11 protein-coding genes are annotated in these 18660 nt (G+C 64.5%); 8 read left to right on the top strand and 3 right to left on the bottom strand.

Annotation, left to right across the window (positions count from 1 at the left end):
* Positions 1-247 precede the first annotated feature (247 nt).
* The 3 genes from RTY46_RS07145 to RTY46_RS07135 all read right to left on the bottom strand — a co-directional run bounded on the left by RTY46_RS07145 (position 248) and on the right by RTY46_RS07135 (position 3302).
* Positions 248-1633, bottom strand: a complete 1386-nt coding sequence (locus tag RTY46_RS07145) for an NAD-dependent succinate-semialdehyde dehydrogenase (protein ID WP_312707464.1) — start codon at positions 1631-1633, stop codon at positions 248-250.
* A 54-nt stretch (positions 1634-1687) separates the two neighbouring features.
* Complete coding sequence (locus RTY46_RS07140; protein WP_312707463.1) at positions 1688-2449, bottom strand: hypothetical protein; 762 nt, start codon at positions 2447-2449, stop codon at positions 1688-1690.
* Between the two features lie 205 nt (positions 2450-2654).
* Positions 2655-3302, bottom strand: a complete 648-nt coding sequence (locus RTY46_RS07135; protein ID WP_312707461.1) for a HEPN domain-containing protein — start codon at positions 3300-3302, stop codon at positions 2655-2657.
* Between the two features lie 893 nt (positions 3303-4195).
* Between RTY46_RS07135 and RTY46_RS07130 the strand changes: the two genes are divergently transcribed.
* The 8 genes from RTY46_RS07130 to RTY46_RS07095 all read left to right on the top strand — a co-directional run bounded on the left by RTY46_RS07130 (position 4196) and on the right by RTY46_RS07095 (position 18659).
* Entirely contained in the window at positions 4196-5200 is a 1005-nt protein-coding gene (locus RTY46_RS07130; RefSeq protein ID WP_312707459.1) for a WYL domain-containing protein, read from the top strand.
* An 88-nt stretch (positions 5201-5288) separates the two neighbouring features.
* Positions 5289-7052: a dynamin family protein gene (locus RTY46_RS07125; protein ID WP_312707457.1), complete on the top strand. Its 1764-nt coding sequence runs from the start codon at positions 5289-5291 to the stop codon at positions 7050-7052.
* The gene (locus tag RTY46_RS07120; protein ID WP_312707455.1) at positions 7049-9265 is read left to right on the top strand and encodes a dynamin family protein; all 2217 of its coding nucleotides are present in this window, start codon (positions 7049-7051) and stop codon (positions 9263-9265) included. The genes RTY46_RS07125 and RTY46_RS07120 overlap by 4 nt, the downstream gene beginning before the upstream one ends.
* Complete coding sequence (locus RTY46_RS07115) at positions 9262-11043, top strand: dynamin family protein (protein ID WP_312707453.1); 1782 nt, start codon at positions 9262-9264, stop codon at positions 11041-11043. Before RTY46_RS07120 ends, RTY46_RS07115 begins: the two co-directional genes overlap by 4 nt.
* A gap of 136 nt (positions 11044-11179) precedes the next feature.
* On the top strand, positions 11180-12370 hold the full coding sequence (locus tag RTY46_RS07110; RefSeq protein ID WP_312707452.1) for a DUF6361 family protein: 1191 nt from the start codon (positions 11180-11182) through the stop codon (positions 12368-12370).
* Positions 12367-14205, top strand: coding sequence for a phospholipase D family protein (locus RTY46_RS07105; protein ID WP_312707451.1), 1839 nt, complete (start codon positions 12367-12369; stop codon positions 14203-14205). Before RTY46_RS07110 ends, RTY46_RS07105 begins: the two co-directional genes overlap by 4 nt.
* The gene (locus tag RTY46_RS07100; protein ID WP_312707450.1) at positions 14202-17417 is read left to right on the top strand and encodes a helicase-related protein; all 3216 of its coding nucleotides are present in this window, start codon (positions 14202-14204) and stop codon (positions 17415-17417) included. Before RTY46_RS07105 ends, RTY46_RS07100 begins: the two co-directional genes overlap by 4 nt.
* A gap of 618 nt (positions 17418-18035) precedes the next feature.
* Positions 18036-18659, top strand: a complete 624-nt coding sequence (locus tag RTY46_RS07095; RefSeq protein ID WP_312707449.1) for a hypothetical protein — start codon at positions 18036-18038, stop codon at positions 18657-18659.
* The last annotated feature ends 1 nt before the right edge of the window (position 18660 follow it).

Below are 18660 nucleotides of genomic sequence, written 5' to 3'. Positions count from 1 at the left end.
GATTCAGCCAGCCGGGACGCCTCCAACTGCCCGCGAACCCACCTGGGTGACCATACGGCCAGGACCGCATCACGCAACAAGGATGGTCAGGCATGGCGTCACTTACCTAAAACGGATGCCCAACCCATGGCGTAGCCAAAGCGCATCGCCGCCTCGCGTGGGAGGAGACCGGCGTAGCAGCCCAGCAGGAAGGCGTCCGTGCCAGCACCCTGGTGAATGGAGAACAGTTAGAGAGGGTGCCGCCGACTCATGACGCAGCCGGCAGCGTAATCGACTTGATGTTGACGAATTCCTTCAAACCCTCCGGCCCATGCTCACGCCCGTAGCCCGATGCCTTCACCCCGCCGAAGGGCAGGGTGGGGCCGGCCACGTTGAAACCATTGATGCAGACCATGCCGGTATCGAAGTAGGTGCTGGCCAGCTCGCGCGCGCGTTTCACATCGCGGCTGAAGATGCCGCCGCCCAGCCCGTAGCGGCTGTCGTTGGCAATGCGCATGGCGTCATCATCGTCCTTGGCCTTGATGATGGCCGCCGCGGGGCCAAACAGTTCGTCCTCATACGCCACCTGGCCCGGCGCCACATCGGCCAGCACCGTGGCGGGGTAGAACCAACCGGTCTTGGCCGGCACTTCGCCCCCCACCACCAGCCGCGCGCCCTGGGCGACGCTCTTGCTGACCTGCTGGTGCAGGGTGTCACGCTGGGCCTTGGACACCATCGGGCCGAGCTGGGTGCTGCCGTCGTTCGGGTCGCCCATGCGGATCTGCGCGAACTGCTTGGCGTAGGCCTCAACGAACGCGTCGTAATTCTTCTCGGTCACGATGAAGCGCTTGGCATTGACGCAGGTCTGGCCGTTGTTGAACAGGCGCCCCTTCACGCAGGTCTTCACCGCCAGTTCCAGGTCGGCATCGTCCAGCACCAGATAGGCATCGTTGGAGCCGAGTTCGAGCATGGTCTTCTTCAGTGCCTTGCCGGCCTTCTCGGCCACGGTGCGCCCGGCCTTTTCACTGCCGGTGAGCGTTACCGCGCGCACCAGGTCGTGGTCGATGATGGCATCGGACTGGTCATGGCTGATCAGCAGTACGCCGAACAGCCCCTTGGGCAGGCCGGCTTCCTCGTACAGGTCGCGCAGGAACAGGCCGCTGCCGGTGCAGCTTTCGGCATGCTTCAGCAGCACCCCGTTGCCGGCCATCAGGCTGGCAATGGAGTAGCGCACCGCCTGGTAGGCGGGGAAGTTCCACGGCTGGATGCCGTACACCACGCCAATGGGCGAGTGGGTCACGATGCCTACGCCATTGGCCGAGGGGCGCTCTTCATCGGCCAGCACCTTCGGGCCCTGCTCGGCGGTGTACCTGCAGATGGCCACGCACAGGTCCACCTCGCTGCGGCTGTCATCGATCAGCTTGCCTACCTCGTTGGTCATCAACTGGGCGAAGGCTTCCTTCTTCTCTTCCAGCTTGCGCGCAATGGCGGCCACCACCGCAGCGCGCTCTTCCAGGCTGCGCAGGCGCCACTGCAGGAAGGCTTCATGGCTGGCCTTTACGGTGTCTGCTGCCTGGGCGTCGGACATGTAGGCATAGGTATCCAGCACCTGTTCGGTGAGCGGGTTGATGGTGGTGAGCTGCTGCTGGGTCATGGTCAGGTCAACCTTGTACTGGGGAGGGGAAGGAGAGCGTGATTCGTAGCGGCGTCAGCCGTAGCGACGGCGATGGCGGTGCAGCGCGCCCTGCACGTTGTGCAGGGCCTTCAGCATCTCGTCGCGCCAGCCATGGGCCGGAAGCGCGCGCACCGCGGAGTGGGCGGCGCAGACGAACGGGGTGCCGGCCCAGCGCTCGGCCAACGCGCGGGCCCAGCGATCAAACGCATCGGCGGCACCGGCGCGGGCCTGCAGCGCCCGCGCCAGCCTGGGGTGGAACTTCAGCCGAGACTGGGGCAGCCACCTGCCCAGCACGCCGGGCGCTGCCAGCACGTTCAGGGTGTCATCCACATGCACGATGCCGCTGCGGCGGTGGCGGACCAGCACCGAGCTGGCGTGCACGCTGTCATCGGCGGGCACCAGATCCAGGCCGGCGGGAATGGAGAAATCCAGGTCATCGGCGAAGTCGGCCTGGGTGGCCACGTCCTCGATCACGTGGGGATCCCACGGCAGGCCCGGCGCCCGTTGCAGGTGGCGGCGCGTGCCGATCAGGCGTGCAGCGGGCAGCAGCTGGTGCAGGGGCGCGCAGTGCAGGGTATGGAACGGGTGCACATTGATGATGGCATCCACCCGCGTGCCGCCGGCAGTAAGGTCCAGCAGGGCCTGGCGCTGGGCCTCACTGGGGGTGTAGCTGTCCAGTACCACGAACCGGCCATTGCGGCGGCGTAGCAAGGAAAGCTGCGTACCGACGTTGAGCAGCCCGGCCACCTTGAAGGTGCCGCGCAGGTTCCAGAAATCGGGGGCGAGTTGCTGCATCAGGATCAGTTGGCGGGGCGTTGTGGGCCATCGCCGGGGTTTGCTTGGGGGTGTGACTGATCGTGCGCAGGCCGCGATTCCAGCGGTGTGAAAGCGGGTGATGGGGATGTCAGGGGCGGTGGCGGTTCGGCTTCCTCAACGGACCAGGCACAGGCTTACTGGCAGATGCGTGCAGCCCCCCGGCTGGCGCTGGGTCTGCGCTCCGTCAGTTGGGAATCATCGGGTAAGCCACCTCGCCCAGATCGGGTGCGCCTTCCTTCAACATCAACTGCAGGATAGCCGGCACCAACTGGCCGAGGATGGCGGCGCCATCGCGCAGCTGCGCGCGATTGGCCTGGCTGTCCCAGGTGGCCCCGCCGTGCACCAGCTGGTTGCGCAACACATACAGGCGGTCCAGCACGATGGAAATCACGACCTCGGTGCGCCGTTCAACCACGGCCTGCAGCGCCAGCCGCTGGTCTGTGGCAAAACGCTCGGCCCAGCGGTTGCTGCTGTCATGTTCACGCAGTGCCTGCCAGAAGCGTGCGTACACGAAGCGGTTGGCAACAAGCGTGCGGATGGGGCCGGGGAACTGTTTGAACAGAATGTCCTGCAGTCGTTCTTCGGTGTCGTGTGCCAGCAACGCGTTGAAGAAACGGCGCAGTTGCTCGCGCTCGGCATTCTCGAAGCCGAACTCCTGCGCGTAGGCTGCGTTAAGCGCGATCCACAGGAACAGGAAACGGGCATCCGTATCCTGGTCTTCCTGTTCAGCGCGGTTAAGCCAGCTTATGGCGCGGTGCAGGCGCACGCGCGCGGAGCCCGGCTGCGCATCGCGAACGTGGCGGTGCGCTTCCTTCAGAGCAGTCGAATCCATTTGTCCCCCTGTCAGCTGGGCCATTATGCATGCCGAATCAGCCAAGGGAACTACTCCGAACGTCGTGCGCTGCGCCACGCTTCGGGCAGCCCCTGCCATAGCGTGTCCAGCGCGCTGGTGTTACCGCAGTCCAGTGCAGTTGACCGGCACTGTGGGCAGTTGCGGAACCAGGTGAGGCCCTCGATGCGCACGTCCCCGGTTGGGGGCGTGGTGCGCTTCCAGCCGCAATCCCGGCAGCGATAGGTCAGTTTCTGTGCGCGGCCCCACATCGTCCGGCGCGCCTCAGTCATCTACGCCGAAAGACGGCTGGTCGGCCAGCCAGCGGCCCAGGCCATAGAGCGCAAAGCCATATACCACCGTGGCACCAATGATCTTGAACATACAGTCCCTCTGCTGATGATTGAGTGGAGCATCCCTGCCCCGGTTCGATCCGTCGACGATCAGTCTGCGCAGATGTGCGACAACCGGTGTCGGGTGCAAGAGGTCGATTCGAACGTCCGTTTCCCTGTCTCAATACTGGCGTGCGCGCCGCGTGCCACTGCGGGCGCAGCCCGCTGGCGTCGCTGCAGGAGCGAATGGCATTTCAGGCCATTCCTAAAGACGCGGCGCACGCGTTGGCGATAGATTCTTCGACGACGGGGAAGGCGCGCTATCGGCTGGGCGTGCGATTACTTGAGCCAGGTTTTGGTGCACAGATCGTTCCACGCCGACGCACACAGAAGACCGCTCTGCCTGCTGGGAAAGTGTGACTGGATTCACCATAATCACGCGATCAAGGGGAAGGAACCCGTTGCCGACCGAAGTGCCAGCTTGCGACATCAGATGTCGCAGCCTCCGGTTGAATCGGCTCATCCCCGCTCGGGACGCTGTGCAATACACAAAGGATTGGCACCATGGACAACGACAATCGCTCTTCGCTGGCGCGCCAATGGCGCCTGCTGCAGTTGCTGCATCCCGCTCCGCATTACCGCACGGTCAAAGAGCTGTCCCAGGCCTTGGCGGCAGAAAGCTACAAGGGGGGCACGCGCACCATCGAACGCGATCTCAACGCCCTTTCGCTGCAGTTCCCGATTGAGAGCAATGATCTGCAGAAGCCCTATGGTTGGGCATGGATGCGCGGTGCATCCGCCTTCAGCATGCCCGGCATGTCTGTGTCGCAGGCTGTGGTGCTGTTGACGGCGCAGCGCAACCTGCAGGGGCTGCTGCCGGCCAACCATTGGCCGGCACTCACGCCGTTCTTTGAACAGGCTGAAAAGACGCTGGCTGCGGTACGCACGACCCGTGCCCTCCGGCGCTGGCACGACAAGGTGGCCGTAGTGCCGGCCAGCCAGTCACTGCTGCCGGCAGCGGTGGATACCGACGTCGCGGTGAACGTGCACCAGGCACTGTTCAGCGACAAACAGCTGCACCTGGACTACGTGGCCCGCGGTCGCAGCGACCCCAGCGAATACGTCTTCCACCCTTATGGAATGATCCAGCGCGGTACGTCCAGCTACCTGGCCGGTCGTATCGAGGGCCGCTCGGAAACCACCACGCTGTCGCTGCACCGTATCCAGCGTGCCCGCATGCTTGATGCTGACACCGAGGGCGCCGAAACCTTCGAGCTCGGCAACTATGCGAGCCGCGTGGCCGCAGGCTTCGAGAGCAAGGGGCCGTTGTCTGTCGAGCTTGAGCTTGACGAAGCGCTTGCCCAGCACCTGGCTGAGACCCCGCTGTCGCGCGACCAGCAACTCGATGTCGGTGATGGCCTGGTACCGCGCCTGCGGGCCACCGTTGACGATTCGGCCCAGCTGCGCTGGTGGCTGCTGGGTCTGGGGGCATCGGTACGCGTCCTGGCGCCCGCAGCACTGGCCGACGACATCGCCGCCCGCCATCGCAGCGCTGCACAGCGCTACTGAAGCGCGTGTGCGACGCCGGATGTCGCATGCCCACCCAACAATCACTCCGCACCACATCACCGAACTACACGCCACACAGGGGATATCGATGTTCGCTGTAAAGAATCAATGCCTCAGTCTGCTGGACCGGATCACCACACTGGTTGACAACGCGGGCATCGAGCTTCCGGAAAACCGGGTGCTGGCCGAGGAAATGCAGCAGGCCGAGCTGCTGGTCCCGATCATCGGCGCCTTCAGTGCAGGCAAGAGCTCGTTGATCAACACCTTCCTGGGGGCGGACGTGCTGCCGGTCGGGATCACCCCGGAAACGGAGCTGGCCACCGAACTGCGTTACAGCCAGGATCCGCACATCGTGGCCCATCGCGCCGACGGTGGCAGTGACAGGCTTGCCGTGCAGGAGCTGCTGTCGATCAAGCCGCGCGCATCGCTGTACACGCACCTGGAACTGCACCTGGATGATCCCCGTCTGCAGGCGCTGTATCCGCAGGTACTGGTGGACATGCCGGGGTTTGGCTCGTCGTTGGAAAGCCACAACAAGGCTATTGCCTATTACCTGCCGCGTGGTGCGCACTTCATCGTCGCTGTAAGCGTGCCCGACGGCACCCTGGCTGAGTCGACGCTGCGCCAGCTCGAGACCATGCAGACCTATGAAGCCGGGTTCTCCATCCTGCTGAGCAAAGCCAACCTGCGGTCGGCCGAAGAAACCGATGCGGTGGAGATGGCGGTGCGCGAACAGCTGGAACTGCGCCTGGGCGCAAAGCCTGCCATCGCACGCGATGACCGCAAGCCAGGGAATGGCCTGGCCTTGCTGCTGCCGCAGATTTCGGCAAGCGACCTCTGGCTGGCGCGCTTCCTGCCGCGCATTTCGAGCCAGCTCTCCCACGCCCGCGTTCAGGTGAAGACGGCGCGCCGAGCGCTGGATCAGAGCGGTGCGGAGATTGCCCGCAGCGTGCGGCAGTTGAATGAAGCACTGGATGATCTGAATGCCGAGCGTGACGCGCTGGTCGCCCGCTTGGGGCGCAGCCATCTGGCCCCGGTGGTCGAGCAGTGCGTGCAGGAAGTGGGCGACGCACTGCGCGAAGCGTCCAGTGAGCTGCAGGCGGCCGCCGCCGGCGGCAACAATGCCCGGTTCTCGCAGGTGGTCAGCGACATCTCCCGCCAGCGCCTGAGCCGGGTTGTCAAAGAGCGCATGGATGGGCTGAGCCAACAGGCGGTGGCCGATCTGGCCACGTCGCTGTCGCAGCGGGAAATGCATGACGTCGGCAGCGTGGGCGGGGTGGAGTGGACGCAGCAGATGCAGGTGCGCGTACAGGAGACCCTGGCCCAGACCAGCATGGCGCTGGACCGCTGGCAGAGCACCCTGCAGAAAGCGAGGGAAAGCGAACAGGTGCTGCGCCCCGACATGGGCGACGGCGAGAGTGACCGGGAGAAAGTGCAGCAGGCCAAGCTTGCCTTCCGCAGCGTTGCAACGGTTCTGGCAGTCACCACGAACGTTGTGGCGCCGGCCATCGAACTGGTCGTGATCTTCCTGCCGGAGATCCTCGGCTTTGTCTCGCGCAAGCTGCGTGAGGAGGAGCTTCGCAAGATCATCGACAACCAGGTCATTCCATCGGTGCAACGCGAGTTCCGTACCCGCTTGCCGGAACTGCTGCAGCAACAGGTGGATGGCCTGATCCAGCAGGCAGTGCAGGAATTCCGAGCCGCCATGGATGAGAAGCGCACGCTGCTGGAAACCGTGGTGGCCGAGCACGACAGCCCGGCGCGCGCTGCGCGCATGCACGCGCTGGATGCCGCTGACGCGGGTCTGGCCGCTGTTGCCAACGACGTTGCCGCACTGGAGGCTTCCCGATGAGCGCGCAGGTTCTTCTGGACCGCCAGCAGAAGCTGGTGAACTGGCTTGACGCAAATGCGGATGTCCTGAACGGTGCGGTGGGTGCGCAGGCACAGTGGCAGATCGATACGGTCGATGGCCTGAAAGAGGCGCTGCTGCGCCTGGATGACGAGCATCGACTGCTGGACATCGGCATCGTGGGTCGGGTGAAAGCCGGCAAATCGACGCTTCTGAACGCGCTGGTCTTCAATGGTGAATCGGTGCTGCCGCAGGCGGCTACCCCCATGACGGCCGCGCTGACCACCCTGACGTATGGGGAAACGTTCAAGGCGACCGCACGCTTCTATTCGAAAGCGGACCTTGCCAACATTGAATACGCCGCCACGGCTTACGAAGAACGGCTTGCGGCGCTGACCGCCGAGGAGCTGCGGCGCACCGAGGGGCGTGCAGGGGTGGATCCGGCACGCCGCCGGGAGCTGGCCGAGCGGTCTGCGCGACGCGCTTTGGCCACCAACCAGCCGTCGTTGCAGGCGTCGCACGAGCAGTGGGAAAAGATCACTGCGTCGGGGCTGTCGCTGGCCAGCCTGGGGGAGGAGGCACAGCTTTCAGCTGCCGATCTGCAGGAACTGGCGGTGCTCTTGGGCGGCTACGTTGCTGCTGAGGGCCGGTACATGCCGGTAACCAAGAGCGTAGATATCCAGATGCCGATGGAATCGCTGCGTGGGCTGCGCATCATCGATACCCCGGGGCTGAATGATCCGGTGGCGTCGCGTGAAGCGCGTACCCATGATCTGCTGAAGTGCTGCGATGTGGTGTTTGTCGTCAGCCCGGCAGCGCAGTTCATGAGCCAGGAGGACCTGGACGTCATGGCGCGCATTACCGCTTCGGAAGGTATCCGTGAGCTGGTGCTGGTTGCCAGCCAGGTGGACAACACACTGCATGGATCGGAGATGCAGGCATCGCTGCACGCCTCGCTGACTGGCCTGCGGCGCGAGCTGGCTGGCCACGCGCGCAACGTGCTGGACGGCCTGAAGGCGTCCAATCCTGAAGTGGGGGACGTGTTCCAGAGCCTGGTGGACAAGGGTGAAGACGCGATCATCCACAGTTCCGGCATGTGCCATTCCATGTCGGTCGAGTTCGCCAGCGTGTCGGGCTGGGAGGGCGGACGCCTGAACGCCTGGAACAATCTGAAGGAGACGTATCCCGACTACTTCAAGGACGACAACGTCGGCCTGTCGCGTACGAATCTCGACCAGTTGGCCAACATGGATGGCCTGCACAAGGTGGTGGAACAGACCCGTCTGGTGAAGGCGAAGGTTCTGGCTGCACGGCGACAGGACCTGCTGGACGCCAAACACCGTAAACAGGTGGAACTGCTGCGTGACCTGCGCAGGCAGCTGTCGCTGCGCCGCAGCGACATTGGCGAGGCCGGTCTGACCGACCTGAAGAAGAGAAAGCGTGCGCTGGAGCGTCTCAAGCTGGAATTGACGGTCGAGCTGGACGATAGCCTCAAGACCATCAAGACCAAGTTCGTGAGCGGTCTGCGCACGTCCATGAAGCAGGTCATCGATGCGGCCTATGACACTGCGGGCAACGGCGTGGAACGGACGGTGGGCAGCGTGACTACGACCCGCCGGGAAGCGTCCGACGGCGCCTTCAACTGGGTTGCCCGGAAGCTGTGGGACGGTGGCTACCGTGAGTACAAGGACGAGCATCTGACTGTACGGCCGGCGGCAGCAAAAGCCGCCGTGTCGGGCTTTGCAAACGCGCTTCGGACCGACCTGGACAGCAGGGCAGGTGAGCAGCAGCACAGGTTTGCCACGGAGTTGTTTGCAGATCTGCTGGAGCGGGCACGCCGCAAGCTGGACGACGAGCTGGACATCGAGGCGGTCTATGCATCGCTGAAAAGCATCATCAACAGCGTTGAGTTCCCGGCGGTCTCGCTGCGGGCCCCGGTCGTGAAGTCGCCGGCGGCGGCAAAGCTGAAGGGGGAGGCCGCCGAAGCCTTCCTTGAGCAGGTGAAGGATGCCGTGGAAACGCTGCGTGAAGCTGCCGACGCGGCCGCCATCGAGCACATCGAAAGTGTGAAGAAGGCAGTTCCGCGTTCCGTGGCGGGCGATTTCATCGGACATATCCAGGCGCAGTTCGACGCGCTGCAGGCACTGATGGAAGACGCAGAAAGGACGCGGGCGACGCTCGCCCGGATGGATGCCGAGCTGGAGGCAATGCAGTGAGTGGTAACAACCGCACGCCCTTGTTCAACGGTAGTACCACGCAGCATCTGAACTACCTGGCGGGATGGAAGCCTTGGGGCCGCCGGACCCACGCGACCGCGCTCCAGCAGCAGATGGACGCGGCCGATCAGCGCTGGAGCGCCATAAATGAGGAGTGCCGGCAGCTGGGCGCCACTGTGGAGCAGTCCGCGGCGACCTTGGCTGAGCGCACCACCCAACTGGGCGCCGTGACCACTGCCCTGGCGGAAAGCGAGGCCATGCGCGGCCGCGAACGCGGTGAAGCGCAGGCGCGTGAACGTGCACTATCCGGCGAGCGGGATGCGCAGGCGCAGGCAAACCGTGGACTGCAGGAGGCACTTGAAGAAGCGGGGCGGCGGGAACTGGACTTGAGCCAGCGCTACAGCGCCGAACAGATGGCTCGCACCCAGTTGACCACAACGCTGGTGGATGCCCAGGACCGTCTGAAGGTCCAGTCCATGCAGCATGCGGCAACGCAGGCAGCCCTTGAGAACGAGCAGGAACAGCGCCGCCAGCTGGGCGGCGACCTGGACCGCCTGGAAGCCGAGCACGCCGCCACGCAGATCCGCTTTGCGCTGGTGTCGCGCCTGCTTGCCGTGCCGCCGCCGCGCAACGAAGGGGTCGAGGCGTTCCAGAAGCTGCTGGATGACGACTACATGCGCTTCGCCAGTGCCGAGGCGTCCCTGGCCGACGAGGCTAAGGCACTGCGGCTGTTGCAGTCCATCCAGCAGGAGCTGCATCTGATGGCGGCCAACCCGGACATCTTCCGCCGCACGGTGGTGGGCGTGGTAGGGGGCTTCAGCAGCGGGAAGTCTGCGTTCATCAACAGCTTCCTTGGCAGTGACTTCAAGCTGCTTTCCAGTGTTACCCCGGCCACCGTCATTCCCAGCTACGTCTATCCCGCAGCGCAGACGAGGATCCAGGCCTATTCCTTCAACGGCGGCTGCATCGACCTGGACGCGGGCTTCTACAGGGAAATGTCCCGCGCGTTCGTCGAGAAGTTCAGCTTCGATCTCAAGCGCATCATGCCGCTCGTCAGCGTGGGCGCCCACATGGATACCGAGCGCACCGGCAACATCTGCCTGATGGACACGCCGGGCTACAATCCGGGCACCGACGGTGCGTTCAGCGAAAGCGATCGCGCGGTTGCGGTGTCCCATTCGCGGAAATCCGATGTGCTGTTCTGGATCATCGGTATTGATGCGAACGGCACGATTCCGCAATCCGATATCGACTTCCTGACGGAGATCGGATTCGAAGGACGCCCGGTCTACGTGGTGCTCAACAAGGCCGATCTGCGTTCATCGGACGACATTGATTCGATCCTGGACGCAATCGAGGAGGAGATCGAGCTGCATGGCATCAGCGTCGAAGGCATCAGCGCGTATTCCTCGAAGAATTCCAAGGAGCTGGCGTTCCGTGGCAAGCCGATGCAGGCGTTCCTGCACGAGCGTCCGAACGGTCGTCTGCCCATGGCGCACGTGGAAGAGCGGATCAACGAGGTCTTCGAGCTGTATCGCAGTGCCATTGCCGAATCCATGGCCACGGCCAAGGCCTGCCGTGCTGCGGCCCGGGCGCTGGCACTGGATCTGATGCAGAGCGAAGTGCAGGAAGAGGCCACCATGCGCGCTGCAGCAAAGAACGTGGAGACGATCAACGGGGCGATGAACCCCGACGCGCTGGAGAAGCTGCTGGCCGAAGCGGAGCGGATCAACACCGCCTTCCTTGAGGCGGCACGGCGGGTACTGGCGGCGGGCTGAGGCCAGCGTCGCGGAAGCACGCTTCACCCACACCAGAGAAAGGAACAGGGAAAAGCAATGAACCAGCAGATTCAGCGCATGCGCGGTGTTCCGCGAGGTGCGTTCACGCCCACATGTTCCAGCGGGGGCGCCTGAGATGCCTTCCAGCCTGACATGGCTCGACCATGATGCCGCTGCGCATGCGCGCAGCACGACCCTGCTGGCCCTCCTGGATCAGCCCGAGACCCGCGACGAACTGGGCATCGGCAGCATTCGCGATGCGCTGTCCGACCAGTTGTTTCCGGGAACGTCGGTGATCCAGACCCGGCTGCGCTACATGCTGCTGCTGCCGAGGCTGTTCATTGGCCTGGAAGCTTCGAAGGTGCGCTCCAAGGACTTTGCCGAGCGTGCGCGGGCGGAGGAGCTGAAGCTCAACGACCGTTTACGTGGGCAGGACGGAGCGTTCGGAGGGCAGTCGGGCCACAAGCTCAAGCGACTGGCCAGCTCGGTGTACTGGGCGGGCATGCGGTCCTGGGGCATCCTCGCCCGCTCCGGCTCGCAGCAGGACTATTTTTCCGCGATCGCGCAGATCCGCCATGAGCGCAGCAGTGCGCTGGCGCGGGACGACGGGATGGAGGACCTGGAACCCACGGCGCAGACCTGGCATGCATCGCTGGAGAAGACGGTAGCACCGGAGGCGTTGGAGGAAGGCTCGCTGTTGCTGAACGCCGAAGAAGCCAGGTTCATCCGCGAGCAGTGGAAGATCCACCATCCGCAGACGCTGCTGGTGTGGCTTGCGCAGGATGAAGGTCGATTGAAGGAGTGCGCTGACGCCCGCTTCCCGTGGCTGCACCCGCAGATCGCCACGGCGCCGCAACCGCTGCGTGAGCTGGTGGAACATGCACGCCAGTTTTCCCGATTGGCCCATGGTGCTGCACTGGTCTACAACCTGGCGCTGGCGGAAGCCTCTGGCAACGATGAGCGCCGCCAGAAGTACAGCCAGGATCTGCAGGCATGGATGGACGGCGTGCCGGCGTCCGGACTAGGCGACTGGAACGTGGAGCGCTTCTGGGAACAGGTAGAGCGCGCAGGACGCCCGATCCCCACCCGCACCCGCAGGTTCGTGAACGCTTGGTTGGGGTTGGTCACTGCTGGCCATGCCGATTCCGCCCCTGCGCGCGCCCTTGTGCGTGAGCGCGAAGGCGACCTCAAGAAGGGACTATCGCGCTTCAAGGGCGAGAACCTGGATCGATGGGGCGGGGCTTCCGGCCTTGGCGTTCTGGACTACCGGTGGGGTATTACCCGCCGCCACCTGGCAGACCTTCTACACGGCCTGGAGGCCGCATGATCCAGCCATCTGAACGCAGTACCCTGACCGAAGCGCTGCAGCCGCCGAGCGGCTACCGATTCGATGCAGGCATTGCCACCACCTACAGCTTGTCCCTGGGCGCGTTGCTTGGCTTGCCGGCGCATATCGCGCTGCTGGCAGACCAGGACGACAGTGCCGAGGAAGACCCGTTGCGTCTGGTGGAAGGTCTGCGGCGGGCCAGCCGCAAGCTTGCCGTGTTCTGCGAGCGTGGCCGGATGGACGCGCCGCCGGCTGGCAACGCGCTGGCCGTGCTGGCAGAAGGCATGGTGCACGAGGTATGTGCACCACACGGCGGCGCCTTCCATCCGAAGCTGTGGGCGCTGCGCTATGTCGCCAACGACGCCGCCGCCGAGACGCCCACCGTGGTTCGCCTGCTCGTTCTGACCCGTAACCTGACCTGGGACCGTTGCTGGGACGTCAGCCTGCGATTGGACGGTGTACCGCAGAAGGCCAAGCAGGCTGACAACAAGGCCCTTGCTGACTTCCTTCGCTGGCTGCCACAGAACGTGCAGGGGACGCCACCGGACCCGGAGCGACAGGACATGATCGCATCGCTGGCCAGGGACGTTGAACGTGCAGCGTGGGAACTTCCAAAGGGCTTCACCCGGTTGGCATTCCACGTGCTCGGCACCGGCAAGCGACCGGTGGCGTGGGCGCCGTTTGAAAACGATGGAAAGACCCAGGATGTACTGATCGTCTCTCCCTTCGTGCGCGCGGGCGCATTGCAGACACTGCGTGAGGGCTGCGGGGGCGACTTCAGGCTGGTCAGTCGCGCTGATGAGCTGGATGCGCTTGCGGACAGCGCTGGGCTGAGTGACGGCGAGGCGTACGTGTTGCAGCCAGACAGTATCCTGTCCGAGGGCGACGAAGCGGGCCACGCGGATCTACTGCAGGGGCTGCATGCGAAGATGGCCGTGTTCCAGCGTGGCCAGCGCGTGCATGTTGCCGTTGGTTCGGCCAACTACACGAACGCGGTTGTGCAGAAGGGCAGCAACGTGGAAGTGGTTGCGGAGCTGAGCGGCACAGTGAACCGTATTCCCGCGCCAAGGCAGTGGCTCGACGAGCATCTCCACCCGCTGCTGCAGGCCTACACGCCCGACCAGAGCGAGGGCGTCGAGGCAGCCGAACGTCGGCAGCTGCAGGACCAACTGGAAGGCATGCGTCGCCAGATCGCGCTGGCGGCATGGACGCTGCGCTGTGAAGCCCTTCCGGGGTCCGGCTGGTCGCTCGCGCTTTCCTGCCCGGGGTTCGTTCTGGAAGGCGCTGTGGTGCAGGCGTGGCCGCTGGCAGTGCCCGCCGAGCGGGCCCGTGGCGTGCAGGCGGGCCATGTGGATCTGGGAGCGTATGCGAGCCACGAGGTGAGCGCACTGGTTGGCTTCCAGGTGACATTGGTCGACGCGCGCGCCAAGGCGCTGGACGTTGCACCGCTGCGCTTCGCACTGGAAGTTTCATTGGACGGTGCTCCGCACGACCGGGCGGATGCCCTGATGGCGCAGCTGTTGGGCAGCCGCGCCGCGTTCCTGCGCTATCTGGGCCTGTTGCTGGACGAGCCGGCCATTACCGGCGGTGGAACCTCTGTTCAGCCAATGGGCCGTAGCCGGAATGGGCCGGATGGATACGGGCTGGCGGCCAACTATCCGCTCTTTGAGCAGATGCTGCGCATCTATGCCCGGGAACCTGCGCGGCTCGAGGCGATCGATCGCATCGTCAAGCGTCTGCAGGGCACCTCGTTCGACGGGCAGCCGTGCCTGCCCGACGAGTTCCTGGCGCTCTGGAACGTTGTTGGAAATGCGATTGGCAAGGAGGCCGCATGATGAGCAGGAACCACGGTACTTTCGATCCCACCCCCGTTCTGGACCGGCTGAAGGGGTTCCAGCGCAGGACAGTGGACCATGCCTTCCGCCGGATGTACGAGGATGCCGATCCGGCCCTGCGCTTCCTGGTGGCCGATGAAGTCGGGCTGGGCAAGACGCAGGTTGCCAAGGGCTTGATTGCGCGGGTGGTTGCGCACAAGGCGGCCGGCAAAGAGCGCATGGACATCATCTACATCTGCTCCAACGCGTCCATTGCGCTGCAGAACCTGGAACGGTTGCGCCTTCATTCCACCAAGGCGGTACGCGCGACGCGGCTGACACTGCTTCCGCTGGCGCTGGCTGACGGTGGACTGGACGGTGCCGGCGTCAACTTCATCAGCTTCACTCCAGGCACGTCGTTCGAGACAACCCGGGGCGGCGGCCTGGCCATCGAGCGCAGCCTGATCCACCGCATGTTGCAGGATGTTCCCGCGCTCAATGCCAACGGCTTGGCTTGGGTGCTGCGCGGGGATCTGGGCGAGCGCTGGCGGCAGCGGTTCGAACACCAGGAGGGCGTCAACGAGCCGGACCCGACCATCACCCGTGCTTTCGTCAAATCACTGGACAGAAAGCGGCTGAAGCAGCTCATCGAGGTCTGCGAAAGACACGCCAGGCGCCGGAAGCCCGCGCTGGAGCCTGATGAGCGCGCAGAAGCCCGGGAGCTGACCGCGTGGCTGCGTACCACGCTGGCGCATTGTTGCCTGAAGGCCTTGAAGCCGGACCTGGTCGTACTGGATGAGTTCCAGCGCTTCCGTGAGCTGCTGGTTGTCCAGGACCCGGAGGCCGATGACGATGTGGCCCCAGGGTCTTCGGCAGCAAAGCTTGCGCAGCAGCTGTTCGACCACGAGAGCAAGCCGCGTGTACTGTTGCTCTCGGCCACGCCCTACAAGATGCTCGTGGCACAGCAGGACCAGGAGGATCACTACCGTGACTTCCTGGCAACAGCCAGGTTCCTGTTCAATGATGCGAGCGAAGAGGCTGCGCTTCGCGCTGACCTTGCCGCGTTCCGGGCGGCGCTGGTCGGCGTTGGCGCCGCACAAGCGGATGCTGCATCCCTCAAGCAGGCCATCGAGTCGCGCTTGAAGCGGGTGATGTGCCGGACAGAGCGGGTCGGTGTGACCCAGGGGCGCGATGCCATGGTGAAGGACGTGCCGCTGGCGCTGTCGCTGACGGCGGAGGACCTGGCCGACTATGCATGCGTGGATGCGCTGGCACGCGAGGCCGAGGCCAACGACGTGATGGAATTCTGGCGCTCAAGCCCCTATCTGTTGAACTTCATGCGCGCAGACGGCTACACATTCAAGCGCCGCCTGATGGAACGCGCAGGCCCCAAGGCCATGGGCAGCACGCTGTCCCGGCATGGTGGCTACCGGATGCTGAGCCAGGAACGCTTGCAGACGTACAGCCCCCTGGTTGCCGCCAACCCCCGGATGGACCTTCTTGCCAGCGAGATGAGGGACCAGGGTAGCTGGCGCCTGCTCTGGGTGCCGCCATCCATGCCCTACTGGGCGGGCGAGGGCGCGTACGCTGATGCGCCGCACTTCAGCAAGACGCTGGTGTTCTCAAGCTGGAACATGGTTCCAGACGCCATCGCAGGACTTCTGTCGTACCACGCCGAGCAGTTGGCGATGTCGGGCCATGCGCTGCAGCCCAAATACGATGCTGCGGCCACCACGTTGAGTGCGCGACTGCGCTTCAACGGTGGAAAGAGCGGGCATGAGGACATGAACGCGCTGACGCTGCTGTTCCCTTCGCTCATGCTGGCCACAGTGGTCGACCCGCTGGCGCTGTCGGTCGCTGCCGGTGGGCGCCTGCGACTGGCCGAAGCACGGCAGGAGGCCATCTTGCGGATCAGGACGCAGATCGATGCACTGGATCTACAGGAGCCGAGGTATTCCGGTCCGCCGGATGTGCGTTGGTACTGGCTGACGTTGCTGCTGCTTGAGCGCGCACACGTTGGGATGGATGCCGACCCGTGCTGGGGTGAGGAAGAGCTGGCCATCGGCGCTGGCGAGGACGAGGAGGAGGGTGCAACGCGTATTCCCGGGCTCGGTTTTGCTCGCCACGTCGCGTACTGGCGACAAGTGTGGGAGCGTGGCTTTGATGAGCCTTCGCTGCAGACGCTTGGGCCGCGTCCTGACGACATTGCCGAAGTGCTGGCCGACCTTGCGTTGGGGGCGCCCGGCGTATGCGCCCTGCGTTCCCTGCTGCGCCTGTTGCCGGACGACGATGAGGCCGATCTGCGGCTGGCGGCAGTCAAGATCGCTGACGTGTTCCGGCGCCAGTTGAACATGCCTGAAGCCGTCGCCATCATCACCCACGAGGAGGGCGCCGTGTACTGGCGGCGCGCCGTTTCCTATTGTGCAGAGGGCAATCTGCAGGCATTGCTCGACGAATACCTGCATCTGCTGCACGAGCAGAAGACAGCGGGAGAGGCGTTGACGCATGCACAGGCCATCGCGAAGGGGGTGGGCGACGCGGGCCACGTGCGCGCAAGTCAGCTGCATCCTGAGGGAATGCAGGTGGTGGACGGCAAGCTCGTCCGTGGCGACGCGCTGTCCCTTCGCTGCCGCTATGCCATGCGTTACGGGAATGCCACGGAGGATGACAAGGTTGTGGCACGCAAGGATGCCCTGCAGAACGCCTTCAATTCACCCTTCCGCCCCTTCGTTCTGGCGTCCACGTCAGTGGGACAGGAGGGGCTGGACTTCCATTCCTGGTGCCATTCGATCGTCCACTGGAACCTTCCGGGAAATCCTGTGGATCTTGAGCAGCGGGAAGGCCGGGTGCACCGCTACAAGGGGCTTGCGGTCCGCCGCAACGTAGCCCGCTTGGCCGGCTTTGTACCCGATTGCGCAGCAGGCGATCCGTGGCAGGCGGTGTTCCAGAAGGCGGAGGCCCCACACCAGGACACACCGCTGGCGGGCCTTGTGCCGTATTGGATCTGCGAAGCGCCTGGTGGCGTCGCGGTTGAACGCAAGGTGTTCCACTTCCCACTCAGCCAGGATCAACTTCGCTTTGATCGGCTGAAAAGCAGCCTGGCGTTGTATCGCATGGTCTTCGCCCAGCCGCGCCAGCAGGATCTTCTGGGGCACCTTCAGGCGCGTGCCGACGGCGGAGAAGACATCCAGGCCCTGCTGGACACCTGGCGGATCGAACTGCTTCCCGATTGAGCCATAGAGGAAGTACGCCGGTCAGTCGTGCCGCCGGGGGGTAACCGGCGGCACCCCGGCTGAAGTGGCAAGGGGCGGGCCGATGTGGGGCTTGAGCCACTGCACGAACAGGCACTGGGCGCTTCGTATCGATCACGTTTGTCGTTAATCGCGATGGGCACGGCTCAGGTCGATCTGGCGATGTAGTCCTGCCGAGAGGGCCCTTCGCGTACCCGTAACAGAGACGCTGCACTCGGTCCCTGACGCGCGGAAGCATCCTCCGGTTCAAGCAATGGGTGCTGCCCTTGCTGCTGCTGGCCGGCTGTGGCGGCGGGCACCTTCCCGCCTATGGCGATGGCTTCCCGGTCACCACGCCGATGGATCTTGTTCGCGCGGGCGCTGTAGTGGAGGCACGGTTCGATTCGCATGGCTCACGCTCCTCGCCAGTCGCAATTGGCACGGCTCAGGTCTGTCCGACGTTACTTTCCAGCCCAGAGAGCCCCTTCGCATCCCAGTAACAGCGACGCAGCGCTCAGTCCCTGACGTTCGGAAGCATCCTTCAAGCGTTCCACCGCAACGGCGTGTATAAACAGACCGCGCGCCCTGTTTCGATATGCATCTACACAGTTCGAGGTGAGGATGAGGAACCTGTTCAAGCAGTGGATGCTGTCCTTTCCGCTGCCGCTGCTGCTGGCTGCGTGCGGTGGCAAGCAACCTCCCGCCTATGGCGATGGCTTCCCGCTCGCCAAGCCGATGGATCTTGTTCACGCGGGCGCCGTGGTGGAAGCGCGGTTCGAGTTGCCGCCGCGGGGGGAAGAGGACTCCGGGCCGCGGACCTTCCTCATTGGTTTCCGCACGGGCGGCCCACCGGGGCGCCCTGACATGAAGCCCGGCGATGTGGATTTCCTGGAAAAGGCGGAGCTGCCGTTGCGGGTGCAATTGTGGAAGGTGGATGGGAGCGATGAGACCCCGGTGGCCCTGCATCGGCTCAATCCAGCGACAGTGCCTGGCAACCCGGTCTTCGTTCAGGCAAGCAGCGATGTTTTCCCTCTGCGCTCGTCGACAGGGGCCGATTCAAACAGTTTGGTGAAGGTCGGGAAGTACGACATGTCCATGGCCTATCGCCAATTCGAGGTGGCCAGCGCGACAGCCGAGAGTTTGTCGCCTGGACGATACCGCCTGCAGGTGACGAACCTGCAGGAAAATCCGCGCATCGCACACTTGAACGTTGAGCTTCTTGTTGCCAACTACAACGTGAAGTAAG

The organism is Stenotrophomonas sp., from assembly GCF_032056425.1.
Classification (GTDB): Bacteria; Pseudomonadota; Gammaproteobacteria; order Xanthomonadales; family Xanthomonadaceae; genus Stenotrophomonas.
The sequence above is the reverse complement of the archived record's forward strand: the minus strand, read 5'-3'. Positions and strand labels throughout refer to the sequence as shown.

What these genes read in the sequence shown, in the direction of transcription:
- RTY46_RS07145 (WP_312707464.1), bottom strand. Translation starts at nt 1,633, where the DNA reads ATGACCCAGCAGCAGCTCACCACCATCAACCCGCTCACCGAACAGGTG.
- RTY46_RS07140 (WP_312707463.1), bottom strand. Translation starts at nt 2,449, where the DNA reads ATGCAGCAACTCGCCCCCGATTTCTGGAACCTGCGCGGCACCTTCAAG.
- RTY46_RS07135 (WP_312707461.1), bottom strand. Translation starts at nt 3,302, where the DNA reads ATGGATTCGACTGCTCTGAAGGAAGCGCACCGCCACGTTCGCGATGCG.
- RTY46_RS07130 (WP_312707459.1), top strand. Translation starts at nt 4,196, where the DNA reads ATGGACAACGACAATCGCTCTTCGCTGGCGCGCCAATGGCGCCTGCTG.
- RTY46_RS07125 (WP_312707457.1), top strand. Translation starts at nt 5,289, where the DNA reads ATGTTCGCTGTAAAGAATCAATGCCTCAGTCTGCTGGACCGGATCACC.
- RTY46_RS07120 (WP_312707455.1), top strand. Translation starts at nt 7,049, where the DNA reads ATGAGCGCGCAGGTTCTTCTGGACCGCCAGCAGAAGCTGGTGAACTGG.
- RTY46_RS07110 (WP_312707452.1), top strand. Translation starts at nt 11,180, where the DNA reads ATGCCTTCCAGCCTGACATGGCTCGACCATGATGCCGCTGCGCATGCG.
- RTY46_RS07105 (WP_312707451.1), top strand. Translation starts at nt 12,367, where the DNA reads ATGATCCAGCCATCTGAACGCAGTACCCTGACCGAAGCGCTGCAGCCG.
- RTY46_RS07100 (WP_312707450.1), top strand. Translation starts at nt 14,202, where the DNA reads ATGATGAGCAGGAACCACGGTACTTTCGATCCCACCCCCGTTCTGGAC.
- RTY46_RS07095 (WP_312707449.1), top strand. Translation starts at nt 18,036, where the DNA reads ATGAGGAACCTGTTCAAGCAGTGGATGCTGTCCTTTCCGCTGCCGCTG.